Below are 20,685 nucleotides of genomic sequence, written 5' to 3'. Positions count from 1 at the left end.
AATGTTCAGGTGTTTATAATCTCCTAAAAGATTACATTTGTTTGTTGTAGTATTCAACGATAAGTGCTTCATTGATTTCAGGATTAACTTCATCACGTTCTGGAAGACGAACAAGTTTTCCTTCAAGTTTTTCAGAATCAAATTCAACAAAGTTAGCGCGACCTTTAGTAGCTTCAACAGCTTCAACGATAGCAGGAACTTTAACAGATTTTTCACGAACTGAGATAACTTGACCAACAGCAACGCTGTATGAAGGGATATCAACACGTTTGCCATCAACAAGGATATGACCATGATTGACAAATTGACGTGCTTGACGACGAGTAGTTGCAAGTCCAAGACGGAAAACAACATTATCCAAGCGTTGTTCAAGCAAAGTCATGAAGTTGAAACCAACAGTTCCTTCTTTGATTTTAGTAGCGCGAATGTACAAGTTACGGAATTGACGTTCAGACAAACCGTAAGTGAAACGCATTTTTTGTTTTTCAGCAAGTTGCAAACCGTATTCAGAAAGTTTGCTACGGTTGTTTGGACCGTGTTGACCAGGTACATAGTTACGACGAGCAAGTTCTTTACCAGAACCTGTAAGTGAGATACCATAGCGGCGTGATTGTTTCCATGATGGACCAGTATAACGTGACATGTTTAATGTCCTCCTTAAATTTTATAAGAAGAACTCTAATTGACCAACTTGAGGTGCGTGCATTTTATCTTCGCATGACAGCTTAGCTACTTACAATGGTAAAATGTGGACGCGCTCCCTATTTGGCTGCTGAGTTCAACTTTATAAGTATAACAAAAATTCTTGCAAAATACAAGAATTTTTTATAATAGAATTAGGATTATAAGCTAATTCTTGGTCTTAGTAGTATTATCAAGTATTGATATCTATCAGTATATCAGTGATTTTTGGAATAAAAAAACCCATCGTCAATAGATGAGCCAAAAAGTTAGAAAAGTAAAAATTATTATTTTTACTCATTCCTAACCAATCTTATTTTTCTTCTTTTTTAGCTTCAGGTTTAACTACTGGTTTCACACCTACTGCGTCAAAATGTTTTTTACCGTTACGTTTACCAAATTTGTGTGATTTATAGGCCATGATGGCTCCTTTCGTCATGCTCGCTACTTTTTGAATTCTCTTCTATGCTCACATTATTCTACTAAATTTTACCATATCTTAACAATACTTTCAAGAATTTGAAAATAATTCCATTTTTTACAGCAAAAAACCGACCTTTAGGTCGGCTATATTATCGGGAAGACAGGATTCGAACCTGCGACACCTTGGTCCCAAACCAAGTACTCTACCAAGCTGAGCTACTTCCCGTTGGCAAAAGATTTTTTATTTTAAAGAAAATAACTTAACAAGCTTATTTGAGTACTTGCAAAGTAGAAATGTTTCACATTTCTCTATCCGCAACCTCAAAGCAATGCTTTGAGCTCTACCAAGCTACGCTACTTCCCGTTTTCCACTCATCTTTTTTCAAACATTTGGCAAAATCCAAGACAGGAACGATTGCTACGTACTGAGGTACGCAATTGAGTTCCTAACGAAGAAGTTTGACAAATGCGCCCGGCAGGATTCGAACCTGCAACCGCCTGATTCGTAGTCAGGTACTCTATCCAGTTGAGCCACGGGCGCTTAACGTACTTGATTATTATAGCAAATACGTCTAACTTTTGCAAGAATTTATTACATCTCTAGCAAAAAATAATTTTAATGTTCAGTCTTCCGTTTTTATTTTCAAAAATTTGGCAATATTGCTGACGGCAAAATCAAGCACTTTTTCATCTGGTGTCATTTTATTAGAATGGAGAGGAGCTGGGCTGTCAATGCCAAGCCAAAACATGACCCCTGGGATTTTACTGAGAAGATAGCCAAAATCCTCGCCGGTCATGGCTGGCTCAATGTCAATCAGATTGACTTCGGCGGTTTCATTTTCAAAGAAAGTCATCAGTTCATGCGCGAGTTGGGGATTATTTTCAACAGGGAGATAGCCACCTTGCGTGAGTTTGATTTCGACTTCTTGGTTGAAACTTCCAGCAACACCTTTGGCAATCGTTTCTAAGCGTTCCTTGACAGCTTCTAAAACGTCTAACGTTAGCGCGCGGATTGTTCCATGTAAAAAGGCGGTTTCGGCGATAATATTATTCGTCGTGCCGGCGTGCATTTGCCCAAAAGTGACTACTGCAGAGCCTAATGGATCAACATTACGGCTGACTATCGTCTGAACTTGTGTGACAAAATAGGCGGCAGCAACAAGCGCATCATTGGCGTTATGTGGAAAAGCAGCGTGACCGCCTTTACCTTTGAAAGTCAGCTCCACCTCGCAAGTTCCTGCAAACAAAGTGTGTGTATTTGTCGCAATATCGCCAACTTTTAACTCTGGTCGCACGTGAAGTCCGTAAAATTCGTCAGGAAGCCAGTCACCAAAAGCGTTGCCGTCGTACATCTGCTTGCCACCAGCGACATTTTCCTCAGCAGGTTGAAAGAGAAAAAGGAGATTTTCTTTTGGTTGTGTCTGACCAAGTACTTCAAGCAAGCCGAGCGCTGTCGTCATGTGAATATCGTGTCCGCAAGCGTGCATTCTGCCATTTTTGCTGGCAAAAGGCAATCCTGTCTGCTCTTCGACTGGCAAGCCGTCAATATCGGTGCGCCAGCCGATAGTTTTTGTCGCTTGACTGCCGTGGAGCAGGACGAGAATACCTGTTTCCCATGTTTTTAGCTCGATAAATGCTTTATTAGCGATAATTTCATGGATAACTTTTAATAGATATTTTTGTGTTTCTACTTCTTCCATGCCGATTTCTGGGATTTGATGGAGGTCACGGCGGATTTTGATGAGGTCGAGCATATTATTCTCCTAAATATTACAGATTTCTAAGAGCATCTTCGAGAGCTGTTTTTTGGGCTGTTTTTTCGTCAATTTTTTTGATAATGCGTGCTGGAACGCCTGCGACGACGACATTTTCTGGGACATCTTCTGTGACGATCGCGCCTGCTGCAACAACGGAACCGTTGCCAACTTGCACGCCTTCGATAACGACGGCATTCGCACCAACAAGGACATTATCACCGATACGGACGGGTTCGGCTGAGGCAGGCTCGATGACGCCTGCGAGAACAGCACCTGCGCCGATATGACTGTGTTTGCCGACGGTTGCACGTCCGCCGAGAACAGCGCCCATGTCAATCATCGTGTCGTCACCGATTTCTGCACCGATGTTGATAATTGCGCCCATCATGATGACGACACCATCACCGATGGTGACTTGGTCGCGGATAATTGCGCCGGGTTCGATACGAGCGTTGATGGCGCGGGTGTCAAGGAGGGGAACAGCGGAATTTCTGCCGTCAAATTCGACGATATAATCTTTGTTTTCTGTCAGATTTGACAAGAGAGGCTGAATAGCAGACCAGTCGCCAGCAAGCGTGCCATAAGGTTCAATAGTTGCTGCTGCTATGATATGAAAAATATCTTCTGGAACTTTTCCGTGTAAACGTCCCTTATAAGTTACTTTGACATTGGTTTTCTTTTCGGCATTACCGATAAATTGGATGATTTCTTGGGCGGATAGTTTTTGTGCTTGCATAACTTGTCTCTTTCTATTTTTTGTTTCAATATTCTGATTATAGCAGAAAAAGTTTGTTTTTTCAGAAATAGAGATATTATCTTTTTTGTCAAAGAATAAAAAAATTTTTGACAGTTCTGTCAAAAATTATTTTACAAAATCAGTGAGTCTTTGAACTTTTTTATCAAATTTTTCAAAACTTCCGTCTGAAAATCTTTTGATAAAAGTTGGTACGGTTGGTACATTGTATTGTTCACGAATGCTTTGGAGTTGTGGGTTGATGTCTGTGTCCTCGGTGTCAATGTAAGCAATTTTTGTTGTGACAACTGTGGGTAATTGACGGGCAAAGCGCCGTGTCCAGGGACAAGTGACGCGTCCGAACAATATAAATGTTGTTTCTGTCAAATTTGACAATTCTGTCAAAGGCAAAATTTCTACATTTTTCATGTTGTCAAAAAATTCGGCACGTTTTTCTGCTGCATAAGGTTCTTCGACCCACTCGCCAATGATGATGATGGTGTTGCCTTCGGGTTCAAGAAATGAAAACATGAAATTTCCGTCAGCAGTTGCTGTAATTGGACTTGTCGGAATATCAAGTTCAATCAATTTATCGTGAATTTCATCAATATACTCGACCGAAACAGCGAGTGTTTGATGGGTTGGATTTTCTGTTTCGTTCAGAGCGATTTCGTCTTCAAGTCCGAGTTCGCGCCAAAAAATCTCAGCATTTCCCAGATGATTAATATTTAAAGTAATCATAATTTCCTCCTAATGGCGCACTTTGCTCCACAAAATGAGCAAGGCTGCCATAACGATGATACTCACAATGAGCAGGCTATCACGCATTCCCCATTTGAGCTGGCGGTATTTTGTGCGTCCGTCGCCACCTTGATACCCGCGACTTTCCATGGCAATCGCAAGGTCATCTGCACGGCGAAATGAACTGACAAAAAGTGGAATCAAAATCGGAATGACGGAGCGAATTTTCTGTAAGAGATTTCCCTCGCCAAAGTCCATTCCACGCGCTTTTTGCGCATTCATTATCATCGTTGTGTCGTCCATTAACGTCGGAATGAAACGCAATGAAATTGAGAGCATCAAGCCTAATTCGTGGACGGGAACTTTAATTTTTTTCAGCGGTGCAAGACCTGTCTCAATCCCATCAGCCAGCGTCAATGGTGGTGTTGTCAGCGTTAAAATCGTTGACAAGAAAATAATCAAAACAAATCGGAAGAAAATGTAAACAGCGTTAATCAGACTTTCAGTAGATATTTTCAAAATCCAAAAATGAAAAAGGACGTGTTCACCTGGTGTAAACAGCATCTGAAAAATGACTGTAAACAGGATAAGACCAAGCATTGGACGAAGTCCTTTAAGAAAATAACTAATCGAAATCCGTGAAAGGAGAACGCCTGCGAGCGTGTAAATCAGTAAAAGTAGATAGCCAAGCCAATCATTTGCAAGGAAAATCACAACCACAAAGGCTAACATCACGAGAAGTTTGGAACGTGGGTCCATACGATGAATGAGCGAATCGCCCGGAATGTAACGTCCCATGAGCATATTATTCATTTGTCGCACCTCCTGAGCTTGCATTTTCGTCTGACAGAGCACTGTCAGTTTTTGACAGTTTTGTCAAATCTCCATTTTTTAAAGTGATGAGTTTTTTGACAAGTTCGTCACGTGTGATGGGCAATTTATCAAAATGAACCCCACGTTTTGCCAGTGCTACAGCAAATTCTGTGGATTTTGGAACTCCCAATTCATGTGACACTAGAAAATTGACATCTTGAAAAACATCATGTGGCTCGCCACAACTAATGATATGTCCTTTTTCGAGAAGATAAACATAATCAGCATAATTTGCCACATCATCCATATTGTGCGTGACAAGTACTACTGTTTGCCCTGCTTGATGGATAGTTTCAAAAAGTGCCATCATTTCAATCCGTGCTTTCGGGTCAAGACCTGCTGTCGGCTCATCAAGTACCAGTACTTCCGGCTCCATAGCAAGAATGCCGGCAATCGCGACACGACGCATTTGACCGCCAGAAAGTTCAAAAGGTGATTTTTCCCAAAATTCTTCCGCAAGTCCAACAAGTACCAACTTTTCACGTGCTGTTTTCAGGGCTTCCTCTTCAGATACACCGAAATTTTGCGGGCCGAAAGCAACATCTTTCAAGACTGTTTCTTCAAAAAGCTGTGCTTCTGGAAATTGGAAAACAACACCGACTTTTTTACGAACAGGCTTGATTTCCTTAGCTTTGCTGCTTGATTGAATGACAATTTCATCTACTGCCACAGTTCCTTCAGTCGGCTGTAAAAGTCCGTTAAGGTGCTGTAAAAGTGTTGATTTGCCAGAGCCTGTATGTCCGATAATCGCTGTGTAACTCCCAGATTTGACTTCTAAATCAATGTCAAACAGCGCACGACTTGCAAAAGGCGTATTTGGTTGATAGGTAAAATTTACTTTTTCAAATTTAATCATTTTTCTCTTATTTTTTCTTACATTTTAGCACGCAAAAGCAGGTTTAGTTCAACTGGCTTGCCAAGAAATCTGCAAGTTCCTCATCATCAAGATATTTCTCTGGAATATTTCCAAAAGTTAGTTCTCGTAAATCTGCCATAAGATTTGCAGAAAATGGCACGTCTAAGCCAATCTCAACCATGTCTTCGTCCGAGGCAAAAAGCTCTGCTGGTGTGGCTTGACGGATAATTTTCCCATCGCTCATGACCAAAATCCTATCAGAATGTGCGGCTTCATCAAGGTCGTGCGTGATGGATAAAACGGTCAGATGATACTTGTCTTTGATGTCGTGAATGACACGCATAATCTCCGCACGTCCAGTCGGGTCAAGCATCGACGTACTTTCATCAAGGATAATAATTTCTGGGCGCAGCGCGATAATTCCTGCTACTGCGACACGTTGTTTTTGTCCACCAGAAAGTCGTGCCGGCTCTTTTTTCTTGAAATCCAGCATATTGACCGCACCGAGTGCTTCATCAACTCGGCGAATCATTTCTTCGCGCGGAATCCCTTGATTTTCCATACCAAATGCGACATCATCTTCGACCGTTGCCCCAACGAACTGATTGTCAGGATTTTGAAAAACCATTCCAATTTTTCGGCGCAAATCCCAGACATTTTCCTGACTAAGAAGTTGACCGTCAATCTTGATTGCTCCCGTAAATCCTTCAAGAAGTCCGTCAATCAAGCGCGCAGTCGTTGATTTTCCCGAGCCATTTTTGCCGATAATCGACAACCATTCACCTGAAAAAACATCAAAAGTCACGCCTTTGAGCTGGACATCATTGCTTTCTTGCTCATATTTAAAAGTTAAATTTTCAACTTCGAGAATTTTGTTCATGTCTTATATTATAACAAAAACGACAACATTTGTGCCGTTTTGTTTGATTTTATTGCGATTTTTTTGAAAAATATGCTGAAAAAATTTTTTGACATAGCGAAGCCGTTGTGAGCTTGCTCACTTGCCAGTTCGTCTTGTGACTTTAGTCACTTGTAACGAATAGATACTGTAGTGAAGCGGAGATACGGATTGGCTAGTTTGTTTACCCAGTTCTGTTAAAAATTATTTTTTAAACATTTTCTCAAAATCAGGTTCATCATCAATTTTGACAGCTTTCAAGGCTGATTTCAGTGGTAAATTTTTCTTTTTTCTTGGTAATTTTACTGACGATGTTACAGATTTTTTTGACAGAGAAGCCGTTTCTTTCTTGGCTTTAGTAGTTCTTGATTTTTTTACTTTAGCAACTGATTTCTGCGCTACAAATTGCTCATCAGGAAATTTTTCTGCTAACAAGGTAATAATCTTATCCGCACCAAAATTACTCCCAACCCAGAAAGGTAAATCACGCGCTTTCGCCGCTTCCTTGGCAAAACGTACCGAATGATGTGCAACGTTGAGATTTCTGATGACAACAAAATCGGCTTTTGCCACCAAACGCTCAATCTCACCACGTGTTGGCGTTTTTTTGTCAAATCCCAAAAATTCCACACCAACCGCAGCCAAACTTTCACGCAAATCGCGCCAATACTTGACTTCACAAATCACAAGAACAGTTTTCATGACAGCACCTCTCTAAAATTTTTTGACAGTTTTGTCAAAAATTTTATTAACAAAAAATCCTGTCAAAACTGACAGAATAAATAAGGAGAGGAGGGGATTCGAACCCCCGAGACGCTTGTGGCGCCTACACACTTTCCAGGCGTGCTCCTTCGACCACTCGGACACCTCTCCATTGCTACTTTTCCCGGATTATCTTTCGTGTCCTCCGCCGTCCATGCTCGGACACCTCCAAATCCAGATTCCATTATAGCAAATTTTTTTCGCTTTGACTACTTTTTTGGAAAATGTGCGCGCTGCGCCCAGAACTGTTGATTTTTCCCAGAGCGTACGCAGGCAGCATTGACAAAGTAAGCTCTGAAATTTCAGGTGGCATTTTCATCCATCGTTTCTCGTTTTACTTGCTCCACAGCGTTTTGTCCATCGTTGAGCTTATCCCAAATATGTACGCTTCCTTCGCTCAGTGACTTCTTCACATCAATAATGCGCTGATTACTTGACCCGCGAAACTGCAATAAAAGATTTTTTTTGCTCAGCTTAAAACGTCCATCGACAAGAACATCAATATTCTGCAACATTTCCAGCTTATCTGCCGTTTCAGAAGTAGGATTGCTTTGTAATCCCTGAGTAAAAGCCTTGTCACTCCCTTGGGTCCCGACAAGCTCTTCCCAAGTATAGCCCGTCCAACTCCAAATATCCTTATCTGGTAATTCCGCGCGAATGCGCCGTATCAATGGCAACAAGGTTCCCGTATTCAAAAATGGCTCCCCACCAAGCAAAGTCAAGCCCTGCACATAAGGCTGTGCCAAATCCGCCATAATCCGCTCCTCCAACTCCTGTGTATAAGGCGTTCCATAACGAAAATTCCAAGTGGCTTCATTGTAGCAACCTTCACAATGAAAGAGACAGCCCGACACATAAAGCGAACAGCGCACACCTTCTCCATCAACAAAGTTGATGGGTTTATAATCCGCAATATAATGCTGTTCCAGTTCTTCAGCGCGCCACTCCTTTGGTTTTGGATTATTCATAATTTACTCCTTAGAAATAAAATCTGCCAGAGTTGACAGATTTTACTCAATAATTATTTTTCAATATAGTAACTACTCTTTGCTTCATCAATCGCTTCGCTTTCAATCTCAGTGCCATTTGCGAGAACACCAACTGAGCCGTTCATGTGTTTCACACGGTTTGAGATTTCGGCATGACGACCGTGAACCATTGGACGAGCTTGAGGATTGCCGAGATAACCGCAGGTACGTTTGACAACGTCGCAAGTTTTTGGGTCAGCATTGCCACATTGAGGACATTTGAAACCACGTTCAGTTGGTGTAAAATCTCCTTCAAAGCCACATTCGTAGCAATGGTCAATCGGTGCATTCGTGCCAAGATAGCCAATACGGTCGTAAGCGTAATCCCAGACAGCTTCGAGCGCTCTTGGATTTTGTTGAATCATTGGATATTCACAGTAGTGAATAAAACCGCCATTTGCATAGACTGGATAGTCTTTTTCAAAATCTAATTTTTCAAAAGGGGTCGGATTTTTGCGGATATCGTAGTGGAAAGAGTTTGTATAGTAATCTTTTTCTGTGATATCAGGGATTGAGCCAAATTTTTCCTTATCAAGTCGGCAAAAACGGTCGGTCAGACTTTCAGAAGGTGTGCTGTAAACACTGAAGTGATAGCCGTATTGTTCGCTCCAAGCATCACAATCTTCGTGCATTTTCTTAACAATATCAAGTGTAAAATCTTTGGCTTCCTTATTCGCTTCCCAAGTTGGGCCATAAAAGACTGTTGCCACTTCGTAAAGTCCGATATAGCCAAGCGACACTGTGGCACGTTGATTATTGTATAAATCATCCACATTTCCATCTGCTTCAAGTCGTCCCAAAGCACCGTTCATGTAGAGAATTGGGGCATTTTTTGGACTGGCTTGTTTGACACGCTCAACACGATAGACAAGTGCATCCTTGGCAATACCGATACGCTCATTGAAAATTTGCCAGAACTTATCTTTATCACCGCCAGATTCGAGGGCAATACGAGGAAGATTCATTGTGACAACACCAAGATTATTACGTCCAGAAGTGACGTCATTGCCATGCTCATCTTTCCAACCTTGAAGGAATGACCGGCAGCCCATGCTGGCTTTAAAGGAACCTGTGAGTTCGACAATCTTGTCATAGCTGAGAATATCAGGATACATCCGTTTTGTAGCACATTCAAGAGCAAGTTCTTTGATATCGTAATTTTGCGTACCAACTTCAAGATTAAGCCCACGTTTCAATGTGAAAATGAGTTTTGGGAAAATGGCTGTACGGTGCTCAGAACCAAGTCCACCGATACGCACTTTCAAAATTGCTTTTTGGATTTCGCGGGCATACCAATCTTCACCCAATCCAAAACCAACAGTTACAAATGGTGTTTGACCATTTGACGTGAAAAGTGTGTTAATCTCATATTCGAGAGATTGCATGGCATCATAAATGTCTTTAGCTGTCTTTTCTTGAGCGTAAAGATGTTGCTTTTCTTCGCCATCAATCCATTTTTGTGCGTCTTTGAGATGTTTTTCGTAGTTGAGTTTTGCATATGGCGCAAGAACTTCATCGGCGCGGTCAAATGAACAGCCGCCATATTGAGAACTAGCAACATTGGCAATGATTTGACTGGCTTGAGCAGTTGCTGTTTGGATACTGCGTGGGCTATCAACTTGTGCATTTCCTAGCTTAAAACCATTTTCAAACATATTTTTGAAGTCAATCAAACAACAGTTAGACATCGTCGTATAAGGGCTGTAATCTAAGTCGTGATAGTGAATATCGCCTTTTTGATGGGCATTCGCAACGTGAGCTGGGAGCATTTTGAGACCAATCGCTTTTGCAACAGCGCCAGCAGTCAAATCACGTTGAGTATTGAAAACATCACTGTCTTTATTAGCATTTTCATTGACAACGGTTTGGTCTTTATTGATGAGTTTTTCAATCGTGAAGTTGATATCAGTCGCTTTAGAACGCGAAAAATCGCGCTGAGTACGGTAGCTGACGTATTCTTCGGCGAGGGCGATTTCCCCTGCTTCGATAAGTTCGTGTTCGACGATATTTTGAATTTCGTAGATTTTTACATTTTCATGGAAACGGTTGAAAATCTCCGCCATGACACGGTCCGTGATAGCTTCTAAGCGTTCTTCCATATCCGTTGTCGGTGTATCCAAACTTTCACTGGCTTTACGTAGCGCATCATAGATTTTATCACTATCGAATTTTACAAAACGTCCATCACGTTTGATGACATTCATTGTTTGTGTTGTTGTGTCAATATTTGCACTCCACAGTTTCATGTTGCTGGCTCCTTGTCGTTTTTAACTAAATATCATTGTAGCAGATTTTAAGACAAAATACAAGATATTGTATAAAATTATGCAAAGTTGCGTAAACAGGCACTATATATAGTTTTGGAAATTATTAAAAAAATTCAAGTAAATTGTACTTGAATTTTAATATTTGTTGCCTAATTTGATATTTTTTAATTAGATTTTCTGAAATTTACGTTGGAAGAATTTCACGATTTCCACGATGATAATCACGGAAACGCTGGCGCCAAGCACCATTGCCCATTGATAAAGATCAAGATGTGAAACGTGGAAAATGCCGTTCAAACCTGGAATGATGATAATCGCCGCAAGCAAGATGAAGCTGACGAGGATTGACCAGTTGAAAGTGCGTGATTTGAAAGGTCCAACCTTGAAAATTGATTGATGAATAGATTTGACATTGAAAGCGTGGAAAAGTTGAATCAGTCCAAGGGTTGCAAAGCTCATCGTGAGGGCATCTGCGTGCATGGCTGCATGACTGTGGTGGACTGGGAAAGCGAGCGCTAATCCATAAACACCAAGGGTTAATGCTGCTTGAACAAGTCCTTGATAAATCGTTGAACTCATCACACCACCACTAAAGAAGCTTGCTTTTTTGCCACGCGGTGGCTGTTCCATAATCCCTGGCTCAATCGGTTCAACACCAAGCGCAATCGCTGGGAATGTGTCTGTGACAAGGTTAATCCAGAGCAGATGAACAGGAAGCATGACATCCCAACCGAACATTGTAGCAAGGAAAATCGTCAGAACCTCGGCAGTATTTGCAGAAAGCAGGTACTGAATGGTTTTTTGGATATTTGCAAAGACTTTACGTCCTTCTTTGACCGCCGTGATAATCGTTGCGAAATTGTCGTCGGCAAGAACCATGTCGCTGGCACCTTTGCTGACTTCTGTCCCTGTAATCCCCATTCCGATACCGATATCGGCAGTTTTAAGGGCTGGGGCATCATTGACACCATCACCTGTCATAGCAACGACTTTGTCTTCTTTTTGCCAAGCTTTGACGATACGAACTTTGTGTTCTGGCGAAACGCGGGCGTAAACGCTGTACTGTTTGACGACTTTTTGGAAGTCTTCGTCAGAGAGTTCATTGAGCTCAGCGCCTGTGAGAACGTGGTCTTCTGGGTCGCCATCATTGATAATACCTAGCCGTTTGGCAATCGCTTCGGCGGTATCTTGATGGTCACCTGTAATCATAATTGGACGGATGCCTGCTGATTTTGCCACACGAACAGCTTCAGCGGCTTCGGCACGTTCTGGGTCAATCATGCCAACAAGTCCTGTGAAAATCAATTCTTGTTCGAGAGTTTCTGTTGTCAGATTTTCTGGGATTTTGTCAATGATTTTGTAAGCCATCATCAGGACACGCAAGGCTTCATGTGCCATATCATGGTTGATTTTGAGGATATTATTTTTTGACAGTTCTGTCAAAACTGTTTGGTCACTGTCAAATTTGATACGTTTCAAAAGTTGGTCGGGCGCACCTTTGACAGCGACAAGAAAGTTGCCATCTGTCAGTTGATGAACGGTGGACATGAGTTTACGTTCGCTGTCAAAAGGAAGTTCTGCTACACGCGGTGTTTTTGACAGTTCTGTCAAAAGTTCCAAACCTTTATCTTGTCCGAATTTGACCAGCGCTGTTTCTGTAGGGTCACCAATCAAATCGCCGTCAGCAGAAATTTTTGTGTCATTGGCAAAATTCATAATCCGCAGAGCAAGATTATCAACTGGTAAATCATCTGTCGCAGCACGAAGTTGACCATCAGTATAAATCTTTTCAACGGTCATCTGGTTCATCGTGAGCGTGCCCGTCTTGTCAGAGGCAATGATGTCCGTGGAACCAAGTGTTTCAACGGCTGGCAGCTTTCTGACAATCGCATTTTTCTTTGCGAGAACTTGTGTGCCCAGCGCGAGAACGATGGTAACAATCGCAGGAAGTCCTTCAGGAATTGCCGCCACAGCCAGCGCCACAGAGACCATCAAGCCTTCAACAAGCTCGCCACCGCGCAAAAGATGCACAACAAACGTGACGGCTGCGATTGCCAAAATTGCCCAAGTCAAAACTTTTGACAGACGGTTCAGATTGCGTTTGAGTGGTGTTTCCGTCTCGTCCGCCGACTCAATCATGCTGGCGATTTTCCCGACTTCGGTAAACATTCCCGTCGCAGTCACGACACCGATTGCACGTCCGTAAGTGACGTTGGCATTTTGATAAGCCATGTTCAGGCGGTCGCCAATGCCTGCATCATTTTTGACAGAACTGTCAAAAAACTTTTCGACAGGGACAGATTCTCCTGTCAAAGCAGACTCCTCGATTTTCAAACTGGCAGACTCAATCAAGCGCATATCAGCAGGTACAACATCGCCCGCTTCAAGCGACACAACATCGCCCGGCACCAGTTCTTTACTATCCACCTCGGCAATGTGACCATCGCGTCGCACGCGTGCCATCGGCGAACTCATATTTTTCAAAGCTTCAATCGCTGCTTCGGCTTTTCCTTCTTGATAAACGCCAAACACAGCATTGATAATCACGACTGCCATGATGATAATTGCATCAGAAATATCCTCGCCGTGACTGGTCACGACTGACAAAATCGCTGCGATAATCAAAATGATAATCATCAAATCTTTAAATTGCTCCAAAAATTTGACAATTAAGGGCTTTTTCTTCCCCGCATCCAGCTGATTTGCGCCGTATTCAGCAAGCCGTTGCGCACTTTCTACACTTGTCAAACCTTCTTCACTCGTTGACAATTTACTAAAAACGTCCGTCACGGGCATACTGTAAAACTTCTCTACACTTTGTGTTTTCTTTGTTGTTTCAGGCATTCGCCGACCTCCAAAATAATTTTCGGGAAAAAAATAGACTTGTGGCATTTGTCTGCCACAAGTCTCGCTAATTAAGATAACACCGGAAATTTCTTTCGGTTTTGGCGATGTTATCAGAGCAAATCACACATTGCTCCCGCTACTCCCTTGAGTTCTTACTAATTATAACAAAATTCTTAGAAAAATCAAATGTAAAATTTACAAAATCTTTTTGACAGTTCTGTCAAAAAATTTTTCAGTCATTAATCACCTGAATTTGACAAGATTTCATTGTTTCTAGCGCTGCCAAATGTTTTTCTGGTGAAACACCAGCGCAGCATGACGCATCGACAGTTATCTTGACTTCCGGCGCATAAGCCTTGATGAGCAAAGCATTTGAAACCACGCAAATATCCGTACAAATCCCAATCAGCTCCACTTCATCAACATCCGCATCACGCACAAACTCAGCCAGCTCAAGCGAGCCGAAAGTATTTTTCTCAAAAATCTGTTGAAAACTAAATTGAGCCGCATCTTCTTGGAGCTGCCAGCCTGCAGTATCCTTGATACAGTGCATCACAGGCAGATATTTTCCCTCTTGCGTCGTCAAATAATCTGCAAAATGGGTATCCATTGTCGCAAAGCGTTCATTTTCAGGATAAGTCTGCAATTTTTCCAGCACAGCAGGCACAATCTGCTCTGCTTCTTTTGTTCCCAGACTTCCGTCAATAAAATCATTTTGGAAATCAACCAACACTAACAATTTTTTCATTACATTTTCCTCATCATTTTTTAATCATTATAACAAATTCATAAGAAAAACTGCAAAAAATGCGGTTCAATTTTTAATCAAAATTTTAAAATGGAACTTCATCAGGATTTTTCGCCAACCCTGCAGCGCCGTGCAATCCATCAATAAACGCAACATCTTCGTCTGACAAATCAAAGTCGAAAATATCAGCATTTTCTGCAATCCGACTGGCAGTGACAGACTTAGGCAATGGCAAATAACCTTTGTGAAGTGACCAACGCAACACAACTTGCGCCACCGTTTTACCATATTTTTCAGCGATTGTCGCCAACTCAGCAACAGCAAAAATCTTCCCTGTGCCAAGAGGACTGTAAGCTTCCGTCAAAATCTCGTGTGCATTGTTGTAAGCAACGATTTCCTCTTGCTGGTCTGAAGGATTGACCAAGATTTGATTGACAACAGGCTTGATTTCAGCAACTTCAAGCAAAGCGTCCAAATGACGCGGATGGAAATTCGACACACCAATCGCGCGAACTTTTCCAGCTTTGACACCTTCTTCCATCGCTTTCCAGACCGCCGCATTGCGCGTAGCATAGTTTGGACGGCTCGCCAGCGGATTTGGCCAATGAATCAAATACAAATCCAAGTAATCAAGTCCAAGTTTCGCAAGGCTTTCATCAAGCGCTGCACGAGCTTCTTCCGTTGTCGCAACACCCCAGAGTTTCGTTGTAATAAAGAGTTCCTCACGCGGAATGCCACTATCTTTGATAGCTTTTCCGACAGATTCTTCATTATGATAAGCTGCTGCCGTATCAATATGACGATAACCTGCTTCAAGTGCTGCTTTCACCGCATTATACGCTTCATCGCCATCGGCAGATTGCCAAGTACCAAAGCCAACTTTGGGAATTTTCACACCATTTGCCAGTGTATAAGTATCTGTTAAAGACATATTCGTATCCTCCAATTTATTTCTAATCATATTTTAACATTTTACCTTAAAATTCTTTAAAATTTTGTGTTTCAAAAGCAAAAACAATTTACATTTATAATCATTTCGCCCGCAAAATGGTAAAATGATAATAGTAAAATTAGAAAATGAGGTATTTATTATGGCAGAAGTTGAAAGTTTCACACTCGATCACACAAAAGTTCTTGCACCTTATGTGCGCTTGATTGACACAGAAAAAGGACCACATGGCGACGTTATCAGCAATTTTGATGTCCGTTTCGTCCAACCTAACGCAAATGTCATTGGTATGGCTGCTTTGCACACGATTGAACATAGCATGGCTAGTCTTATCCGTGATAGAATGGATGGCATGATTGACTTTTCACCATTTGGCTGTCAGACTGGTTTTCACATGATTACTTGGGGCGAACACACGCCTGAAGAAATCGCCAAAGTTATCAAATCTTCCCTCGAAGAAATCACTTCTGATGCTTTTGGTTGGGAACAAGTCCCTGGTGTTGCCGAAAAAGAATGTGGCAACTACAAGAATCACAGCGTTTTTGGGGCGAAAGAATGGGCGAAAAAAATCCTTACCGAAGGTATTTCATCTGACCCATTTGAGCGCAAAGTCATCTAATTTCCTCATAAGGAGCTTAATATGAGCAATTTGATTATTCAATCCAAGATTTTCAGCCTTGGTGGCGAGATGTGGATTACCGATGAAAATGAAAATCCGCGCTACACAGTCAAAGGAAGTTTCTTAAAATTTCCTAAGGAATTTGTTATTTATGACGAAAATGGACAAGCGCGGGCAAGAGTTATCCACAAAATGGTTTCTTTATTACCAAAATTCCTGCTAGAAATTGATGGAAATGAAGTCGCAACCATCAGCAAACGTTTCAGTTTTCTCAAGCCAAAATACGACATTGACGCAGTCGGTGTCTCTGTTGAAGGTAATATCTGGGATATGAATTTCGAGATTGTGAAAAATGGTGCAACGATTGGACGCATTGACAAAAGCTGGGTATCATTTCGCGATAAATATGCGTTAGAAATTCTTGATGAAGCAGATGAACTGATAGTTCTAGGACTTGTTCTCGCGATTGATTATGTCAAGAATGAAGACCAATCCGTAGCAAATTCAATAAATTAGGAGAAAAGTATGGGAAAATACCAATTAGACTATAAAGGACAAGCTTCCGTTCAGAAATTTCATGAAAAAAATTCCACAGTCAAGACAGATAAATTATCAAAAGTTGAGGAATTAAAAGCAAAATATCTTGAAAATAAGAAAAAAGAGGCAAAAAAATGAGAAAGTTGAATATCGCTTACGTTGGTTTTGGCAAATCAACCAATCGCTATCACATTCCTTATGTCAAACAGCGTGAAAACTTTAATATTGCGCGCATTGTCACTCCTCATCTTGGCAAACGTCCAGAGGAAGCCGAATTGGCTGCTTCTGGTACGATTTTTTCGACGGATATTGCCGATATTATCAATGATGACACGCTTGATTTGGTTGTGGTTGTCACACCCGCAAAGTTTCACTATGAGACGGCAAAGCAACTTTTACTCGCTGGAAAAAATGTCCTTTGCGACAAACCTTTGGTTGAAACATTAGAAGAAGCTAAGGAATTAGTTAAAATTGCACAGGAGAAAAATGTCTTTTTCATGCCTTTCCAAAATCGACGATTTGACAGTGATTTTTTGACGGTTAAAAAAGTAATTGAGACTGGCTACTTGGGTGATATTATTGACATTACGGTCAATATGGACCATTTTCGTCCCGATGATGCTGGGCAGGGAACAAATTTTGATGGTGCTTGGTATGGACATGGTGTTCATCTTGTAGACCAGATGATTGCACTCTTTGGCAAGCCAGAAAAGGTGCAGTACGACATTCGTGCCACACGTGATGAAAATGCGGTTGATGATTATTTTTCAGTTAATCTTCTCTATCCTAAACACCGTGCAACGGTTGCTGCTTCTGAACTTGTCGCTCTCCCACACGCGAAATGGATTGTTTACGGCACACGCGGTACTTTCATCAAGCAAAATGTTGACCAGCAAGAAAATGACTTGAAAGTTGGGATTATGCCAGGCACAGATGGTTTTGGATTGGACAGTCCACAAGATTTTGGACAACTCGTCTATTACAATCAAAATGGAGATAAGATTAAAAAAACAATTCCGACTGTTGCTGGCGACTACGGACGTGTCTATGACAGTGTTTATGAGACTTTAGTCAACACTTCTGACAAACTTGTCAGTGATGAACAAATTTTGACAGTGATTGAAAGCTTAGAAAATGGTTTTATTCAATAAAATGTGAAGTACATAAGTTTTTGACAGTTCTGTCAAAAACTTTTTTTCATAATTCTTATGTTTCTATAATAAATAAGATTAAAAATTTTTATGATGAACTTAAAAAAATACAAGTTTCCTTTTTTAATTTTCAATTTATAATAAGTCTATTAGCTTTTTCAATATAAAAAGCTAAATGTTCCCAAAATCTTACTAAAACTGGTAGAATAAAGCCTATGACAATTACTTTTAAACACATTACCAAGGATTACAATGAGAAATCTGTCCTGTCCGATGTCAGTTTTGACATTGCCTCACGCGAATTTTTTGTTCTCGTTGGTGCCTCTGGTGGTGGAAAAACAACACTTCTCAAGATGATTAATCGCTTGATTGAGCCAACTTCTGGTGAAATTTTGATTGATAATGAGAAAATCACGTCGCTCAATCTTAGAGACTTACGTTTACAGATTGGCTATGTCCTGCAACAAATTGCGCTCTTTCCAAATATGACCGTTCTCGAAAATGTCGGTTTAATTCCCGCGATGAAAGGTTGGAAGAAAGAACAAATTCGTGCACGTGTGACAGAACTTCTCCCACTTGTTGGACTTGATGCTGAGACTTATCTTGACCGCCTGCCCAGCCAACTTTCTGGTGGTGAAGCCCAGCGGATTGGGATTTTGCGCGCAATTGCGGCTGAACCCAAGATTATCTTAATGGACGAACCTTTTTCAGCACTTGACCCGATTTCCCGCAAACAACTGCAGGAACTTGTTAAAAATTTGCAAAAAGAGTTGAAAATCACGACCGTTTTTGTCACACATGACATGAACGAAGCAATGGCACTCGCCGATCATATCGCGATTGTCAAAGAGGGAAATCTCTTGCAAACAGGTACGCCGCAAGAACTTCTCAATGCGCCAGCCGATGATTATGTTGCTAGTTTTTTCAAAGATTATCAAGAAGATTTCTCAAAAATCAAGCTCAATGACCTCACAGAAAATTTGACAGAACTGTCAAAAGCTTTTTCAGCTGATGCGCCTTTGACAGAAGTCTTAAAAACTCTTTCTCACCGTCATGAAAGCGAGGAAACACACGCATGAGCAAATTGATTTCAACCTTTCAATCACAGGAACATCAATTTTGGCAATATCTTTTACAACATATCCAAATCTCATTGATTTCTCTTTTTATTGCCATTTTAATCGCTGTCCCCTTAGCACTTTTACTCCGCAGATTTCCAAAAATCGCTGAACTCGTGTTACAAATCACAGGAATTTTTCAAACCATTCCTAGTTTAGCCTTGCTTGGACTTCTGATCCCTTTCATCGGAATTGGCTCTCTGCCTGCGATTGTCGCCCTTGTGATTTATGCCCTTTTTCCTATCGTGCAAACAACCTACACTGGCTTGCAACAAATTGACCCATCACTTTCTGAAGCCGCGATTGCTTTCGGTATGAACCGTCGTGAGCGTTTGATGAAATTTGAATTAGCGATTGCGATGCCATTTATCATGGCTGGTATCCGCACAGCTGCCATCATGATTATCGGAACAGCAACTTTAGCAGCGCTGATTGGTGCCGGTGGCTTAGGAAATTTCATCATGCAAGGGATAAATTCTAATGATGTTAATCTTATTCTCATTGGAGCGATTTCTTCAGCAGTTCTTGCCATTATCTTCTCATATGTTCTTCATTTACTAGAAAAGGCAAAAATCCGCACCATTTTAATCAGTTTTTTCATTGGACTTGCCATTTTAGGCGGCAGTTATTATCGTCCCGCTGACAATCATCCACAGATTACGATTGGTGGCAAACTTGGCTCCGAGCCTGCTATTCTCATCAATATGTACAAGGATTTGATTGAAAAAGATAGTGATATCCAAGTCAATCTCAAACCCAATTTTGGAGATACGACTTTCTGTTACAATGCGCTGAAATCTAACAAAATCGACATTTATCCTGAATATTCTGGGACGATTTTGGAAACTTTTGTGAAAGACCCAACGCACTCGAACGACCCTAAAACAGTCTATAACGAAGCGAAAAATGGTATCAAGAAATTAAATGATTTCGCTTATTTAGCACCTACGAAATTCCAAGATACTTACGCACTTGCCGCTAAAACGAGCTTTGCTAAAGAGTATCATCTCAAAACTATTTCTGATTTGAGCAATGCTTCCAATATCACCGCAGGTTTTGACCTTGAATTTGCCAATCGAAGTGACGGTTATTTGGGACTTGAAAAACTTTATGGGCTACATTTCAATGTGAAAACGATGCAGACAAGCCTGATTTATAACGCACTCAACAGCAATGCAGTCAATCTTGCTGAGGTTTATTCAACGGACAGCCAGATTAAACAATATCATCTGACCGTGCTCAAAGACAATAAAGAGCTTTTCCCACCTTACCAAGCAGCACCGCTGATGAGTGAAAAACTGCTCAAAAAATATCCTGAACTCAAATCCATCCTGAACAAACTCTCAGGTAAAATTACTGACAAGGAAATGATTGAGATGAACTATGATGTCAATGTCAAACAAGAAAGTCCAGCGACTGTTGCCCATCATTTCTTAGAAAAACATCATCTTATCTAAAAATTTACTCAGTTTATAAGAAAAAAATTAAAACTCTCTGTTCAACTAAGCAGAGAGTTTTTTATTAAAAAAAATAAGCCAAATCAATGACTTATTTTCTCCTTTTTTATGCGGAAGGCGGGACTTGAACCCGCACCAAGAAAATTCCCGACAGGATCCTTAATCCTGCGCGTCTGCCAATTCCGCCACTTCCGCTAGCAAAACAGTACCTTTTAATATTATCATTTCTCATTCATAATT

At 41.1% G+C, this 20,685-nt stretch carries 18 protein-coding genes, 4 tRNA genes and 1 pseudogene; 6 read left to right on the top strand and 17 right to left on the bottom strand.

What is annotated here, in order from left to right; genetic code table 11:
• Positions 1–31: 31 nt before the first annotated feature.
• The 16 genes and pseudogenes from rpsD to KJS36_RS08415 all read right to left on the bottom strand — a co-directional run bounded on the left by rpsD (position 32) and on the right by KJS36_RS08415 (position 15,545).
• Positions 32–643 carry a 30S ribosomal protein S4 gene (gene rpsD, locus KJS36_RS08490; RefSeq protein WP_213536491.1) on the bottom strand — a complete coding sequence of 204 codons (612 nt, stop codon included), beginning with the start codon at positions 641–643 and terminating at the stop codon, positions 32–34.
• Positions 644–1,256: 613 nt separating this feature from the next.
• Positions 1,257–1,330: transfer RNA gene (locus tag KJS36_RS08485), tRNA-Pro, on the bottom strand.
• A gap of 241 nt (positions 1,331–1,571) precedes the next feature.
• Positions 1,572–1,645, bottom strand: a tRNA-Arg gene (locus tag KJS36_RS08480).
• 82 nt (positions 1,646–1,727) lie between these two features.
• Entirely contained in the window at positions 1,728–2,858 is a 1,131-nt protein-coding gene (locus KJS36_RS08475; RefSeq protein WP_213536490.1) for an N-acetyldiaminopimelate deacetylase, read from the bottom strand.
• Positions 2,859–2,874: 16 nt separating this feature from the next.
• Complete coding sequence (dapD, locus tag KJS36_RS08470; protein WP_213536489.1) at positions 2,875–3,597, bottom strand: 2,3,4,5-tetrahydropyridine-2,6-dicarboxylate N-acetyltransferase; 723 nt, start codon at positions 3,595–3,597, stop codon at positions 2,875–2,877.
• A 126-nt stretch (positions 3,598–3,723) separates the two neighbouring features.
• Complete coding sequence (locus tag KJS36_RS08465; RefSeq protein ID WP_213536488.1) at positions 3,724–4,335, bottom strand: thiol-disulfide isomerase; 612 nt, start codon at positions 4,333–4,335, stop codon at positions 3,724–3,726.
• A gap of 9 nt (positions 4,336–4,344) precedes the next feature.
• Complete coding sequence (locus KJS36_RS08460; protein ID WP_213536487.1) at positions 4,345–5,148, bottom strand: energy-coupling factor transporter transmembrane component T family protein; 804 nt, start codon at positions 5,146–5,148, stop codon at positions 4,345–4,347.
• Positions 5,149–5,227: 79 nt separating this feature from the next.
• Positions 5,228–6,064: pseudogene (locus KJS36_RS08455) on the bottom strand (energy-coupling factor ABC transporter ATP-binding protein); the annotation flags it as partial.
• 43 nt (positions 6,065–6,107) lie between these two features.
• The gene (locus KJS36_RS08450) at positions 6,108–6,944 is read right to left on the bottom strand and encodes an energy-coupling factor ABC transporter ATP-binding protein (RefSeq protein WP_213536485.1); all 837 of its coding nucleotides are present in this window, start codon (positions 6,942–6,944) and stop codon (positions 6,108–6,110) included.
• Between the two features lie 222 nt (positions 6,945–7,166).
• Entirely contained in the window at positions 7,167–7,664 is a 498-nt protein-coding gene (locus tag KJS36_RS08445; protein ID WP_213536484.1) for a DUF2325 domain-containing protein, read from the bottom strand.
• A gap of 83 nt (positions 7,665–7,747) precedes the next feature.
• A tRNA-Ser gene (locus KJS36_RS08440) sits at positions 7,748–7,835 on the bottom strand.
• A gap of 191 nt (positions 7,836–8,026) precedes the next feature.
• The gene (gene nrdG, locus KJS36_RS08435; RefSeq protein WP_213536483.1) at positions 8,027–8,692 is read right to left on the bottom strand and encodes an anaerobic ribonucleoside-triphosphate reductase activating protein; all 666 of its coding nucleotides are present in this window, start codon (positions 8,690–8,692) and stop codon (positions 8,027–8,029) included.
• Between the two features lie 53 nt (positions 8,693–8,745).
• Positions 8,746–10,998 (bottom strand): anaerobic ribonucleoside-triphosphate reductase, encoded by a 2,253-nt coding sequence (gene nrdD / locus KJS36_RS08430; protein WP_213536482.1) that lies wholly within the window; start codon positions 10,996–10,998, stop codon positions 8,746–8,748.
• 189 nt (positions 10,999–11,187) lie between these two features.
• Positions 11,188–13,815, bottom strand: coding sequence for a cation-translocating P-type ATPase (locus KJS36_RS08425; protein WP_213536570.1), 2,628 nt, complete (start codon positions 13,813–13,815; stop codon positions 11,188–11,190).
• Positions 13,816–14,098: 283 nt separating this feature from the next.
• Positions 14,099–14,614, bottom strand: a complete 516-nt coding sequence (locus KJS36_RS08420) for a cysteine hydrolase family protein (RefSeq protein WP_213536481.1) — start codon at positions 14,612–14,614, stop codon at positions 14,099–14,101.
• Positions 14,615–14,699: 85 nt separating this feature from the next.
• Positions 14,700–15,545 carry an aldo/keto reductase gene (locus KJS36_RS08415; RefSeq protein ID WP_213536480.1) on the bottom strand — a complete coding sequence of 282 codons (846 nt, stop codon included), beginning with the start codon at positions 15,543–15,545 and terminating at the stop codon, positions 14,700–14,702.
• A gap of 160 nt (positions 15,546–15,705) precedes the next feature.
• On the opposite strand from KJS36_RS08415, the gene KJS36_RS08410 reads away from it, so the two are divergent.
• From KJS36_RS08410 to KJS36_RS08385, 6 genes are all read left to right on the top strand, one after another.
• A complete protein-coding gene (locus tag KJS36_RS08410) occupies positions 15,706–16,182 on the top strand; it encodes an S-ribosylhomocysteine lyase (RefSeq protein WP_213536479.1) in 477 nt (158 codons plus the stop codon).
• A 21-nt stretch (positions 16,183–16,203) separates the two neighbouring features.
• Positions 16,204–16,698, top strand: coding sequence for an LURP-one-related/scramblase family protein (locus tag KJS36_RS08405; RefSeq protein ID WP_213536478.1), 495 nt, complete (start codon positions 16,204–16,206; stop codon positions 16,696–16,698).
• Between the two features lie 9 nt (positions 16,699–16,707).
• Complete coding sequence (locus KJS36_RS08400) at positions 16,708–16,857, top strand: hypothetical protein (protein ID WP_213536477.1); 150 nt, start codon at positions 16,708–16,710, stop codon at positions 16,855–16,857.
• A complete protein-coding gene (locus KJS36_RS08395; RefSeq protein WP_213536476.1) occupies positions 16,854–17,870 on the top strand; it encodes an oxidoreductase in 1,017 nt (338 codons plus the stop codon). The genes KJS36_RS08400 and KJS36_RS08395 overlap by 4 nt, the downstream gene beginning before the upstream one ends.
• Positions 17,871–18,085: 215 nt before the next feature.
• Positions 18,086–18,949: an ABC transporter ATP-binding protein gene (locus tag KJS36_RS08390; protein ID WP_213536475.1), complete on the top strand. Its 864-nt coding sequence runs from the start codon at positions 18,086–18,088 to the stop codon at positions 18,947–18,949.
• The gene (locus tag KJS36_RS08385) at positions 18,946–20,445 is read left to right on the top strand and encodes an ABC transporter permease/substrate-binding protein (protein WP_213536474.1); all 1,500 of its coding nucleotides are present in this window, start codon (positions 18,946–18,948) and stop codon (positions 20,443–20,445) included. Before KJS36_RS08390 ends, KJS36_RS08385 begins: the two co-directional genes overlap by 4 nt.
• A gap of 109 nt (positions 20,446–20,554) precedes the next feature.
• Here the strand turns inward: KJS36_RS08385 and KJS36_RS08380 are convergent.
• Positions 20,555–20,640: transfer RNA gene (locus tag KJS36_RS08380), tRNA-Leu, on the bottom strand.
• Between the last annotated feature and the right edge of the window lie 45 nt (positions 20,641–20,685).

Source organism: Lactococcus nasutitermitis (assembly GCF_018403765.1).
In the GTDB taxonomy this organism is placed as follows: domain Bacteria; phylum Bacillota; class Bacilli; order Lactobacillales; family Streptococcaceae; genus Lactococcus; species Lactococcus nasutitermitis.
The sequence above is the reverse complement of the archived record's forward strand: the minus strand, read 5'-3'. Positions and strand labels throughout refer to the sequence as shown.

Bases quoted from the DNA above. Each gene is read 5' to 3' on its own strand.
- KJS36_RS08450 (WP_213536485.1), bottom strand. From the start codon at position 6,944: ATGAACAAAATTCTCGAAGTTGAAAATTTAACTTTTAAATATGAGCAA.
- KJS36_RS08410 (WP_213536479.1), top strand. From the start codon at position 15,706: ATGGCAGAAGTTGAAAGTTTCACACTCGATCACACAAAAGTTCTTGCA.
- KJS36_RS08460 (WP_213536487.1), bottom strand. From the start codon at position 5,148: ATGAATAATATGCTCATGGGACGTTACATTCCGGGCGATTCGCTCATT.
- KJS36_RS08400 (WP_213536477.1), top strand. From the start codon at position 16,708: ATGGGAAAATACCAATTAGACTATAAAGGACAAGCTTCCGTTCAGAAA.
- KJS36_RS08445 (WP_213536484.1), bottom strand. From the start codon at position 7,664: ATGAAAACTGTTCTTGTGATTTGTGAAGTCAAGTATTGGCGCGATTTG.
- KJS36_RS08425 (WP_213536570.1), bottom strand. From the start codon at position 13,815: ATGCCCGTGACGGACGTTTTTAGTAAATTGTCAACGAGTGAAGAAGGT.
- dapD (WP_213536489.1), bottom strand. From the start codon at position 3,597: ATGCAAGCACAAAAACTATCCGCCCAAGAAATCATCCAATTTATCGGT.
- nrdG (WP_213536483.1), bottom strand. From the start codon at position 8,692: ATGAATAATCCAAAACCAAAGGAGTGGCGCGCTGAAGAACTGGAACAG.
- KJS36_RS08465 (WP_213536488.1), bottom strand. From the start codon at position 4,335: ATGATTACTTTAAATATTAATCATCTGGGAAATGCTGAGATTTTTTGG.
- nrdD (WP_213536482.1), bottom strand. From the start codon at position 10,998: ATGAAACTGTGGAGTGCAAATATTGACACAACAACACAAACAATGAAT.
- KJS36_RS08390 (WP_213536475.1), top strand. From the start codon at position 18,086: ATGACAATTACTTTTAAACACATTACCAAGGATTACAATGAGAAATCT.
- KJS36_RS08420 (WP_213536481.1), bottom strand. From the start codon at position 14,614: ATGAAAAAATTGTTAGTGTTGGTTGATTTCCAAAATGATTTTATTGAC.
- KJS36_RS08395 (WP_213536476.1), top strand. From the start codon at position 16,854: ATGAGAAAGTTGAATATCGCTTACGTTGGTTTTGGCAAATCAACCAAT.
- rpsD (WP_213536491.1), bottom strand. From the start codon at position 643: ATGTCACGTTATACTGGTCCATCATGGAAACAATCACGCCGCTATGGT.
- KJS36_RS08385 (WP_213536474.1), top strand. From the start codon at position 18,946: ATGAGCAAATTGATTTCAACCTTTCAATCACAGGAACATCAATTTTGG.
- KJS36_RS08475 (WP_213536490.1), bottom strand. From the start codon at position 2,858: ATGCTCGACCTCATCAAAATCCGCCGTGACCTCCATCAAATCCCAGAA.
- KJS36_RS08415 (WP_213536480.1), bottom strand. From the start codon at position 15,545: ATGTCTTTAACAGATACTTATACACTGGCAAATGGTGTGAAAATTCCC.
- KJS36_RS08405 (WP_213536478.1), top strand. From the start codon at position 16,204: ATGAGCAATTTGATTATTCAATCCAAGATTTTCAGCCTTGGTGGCGAG.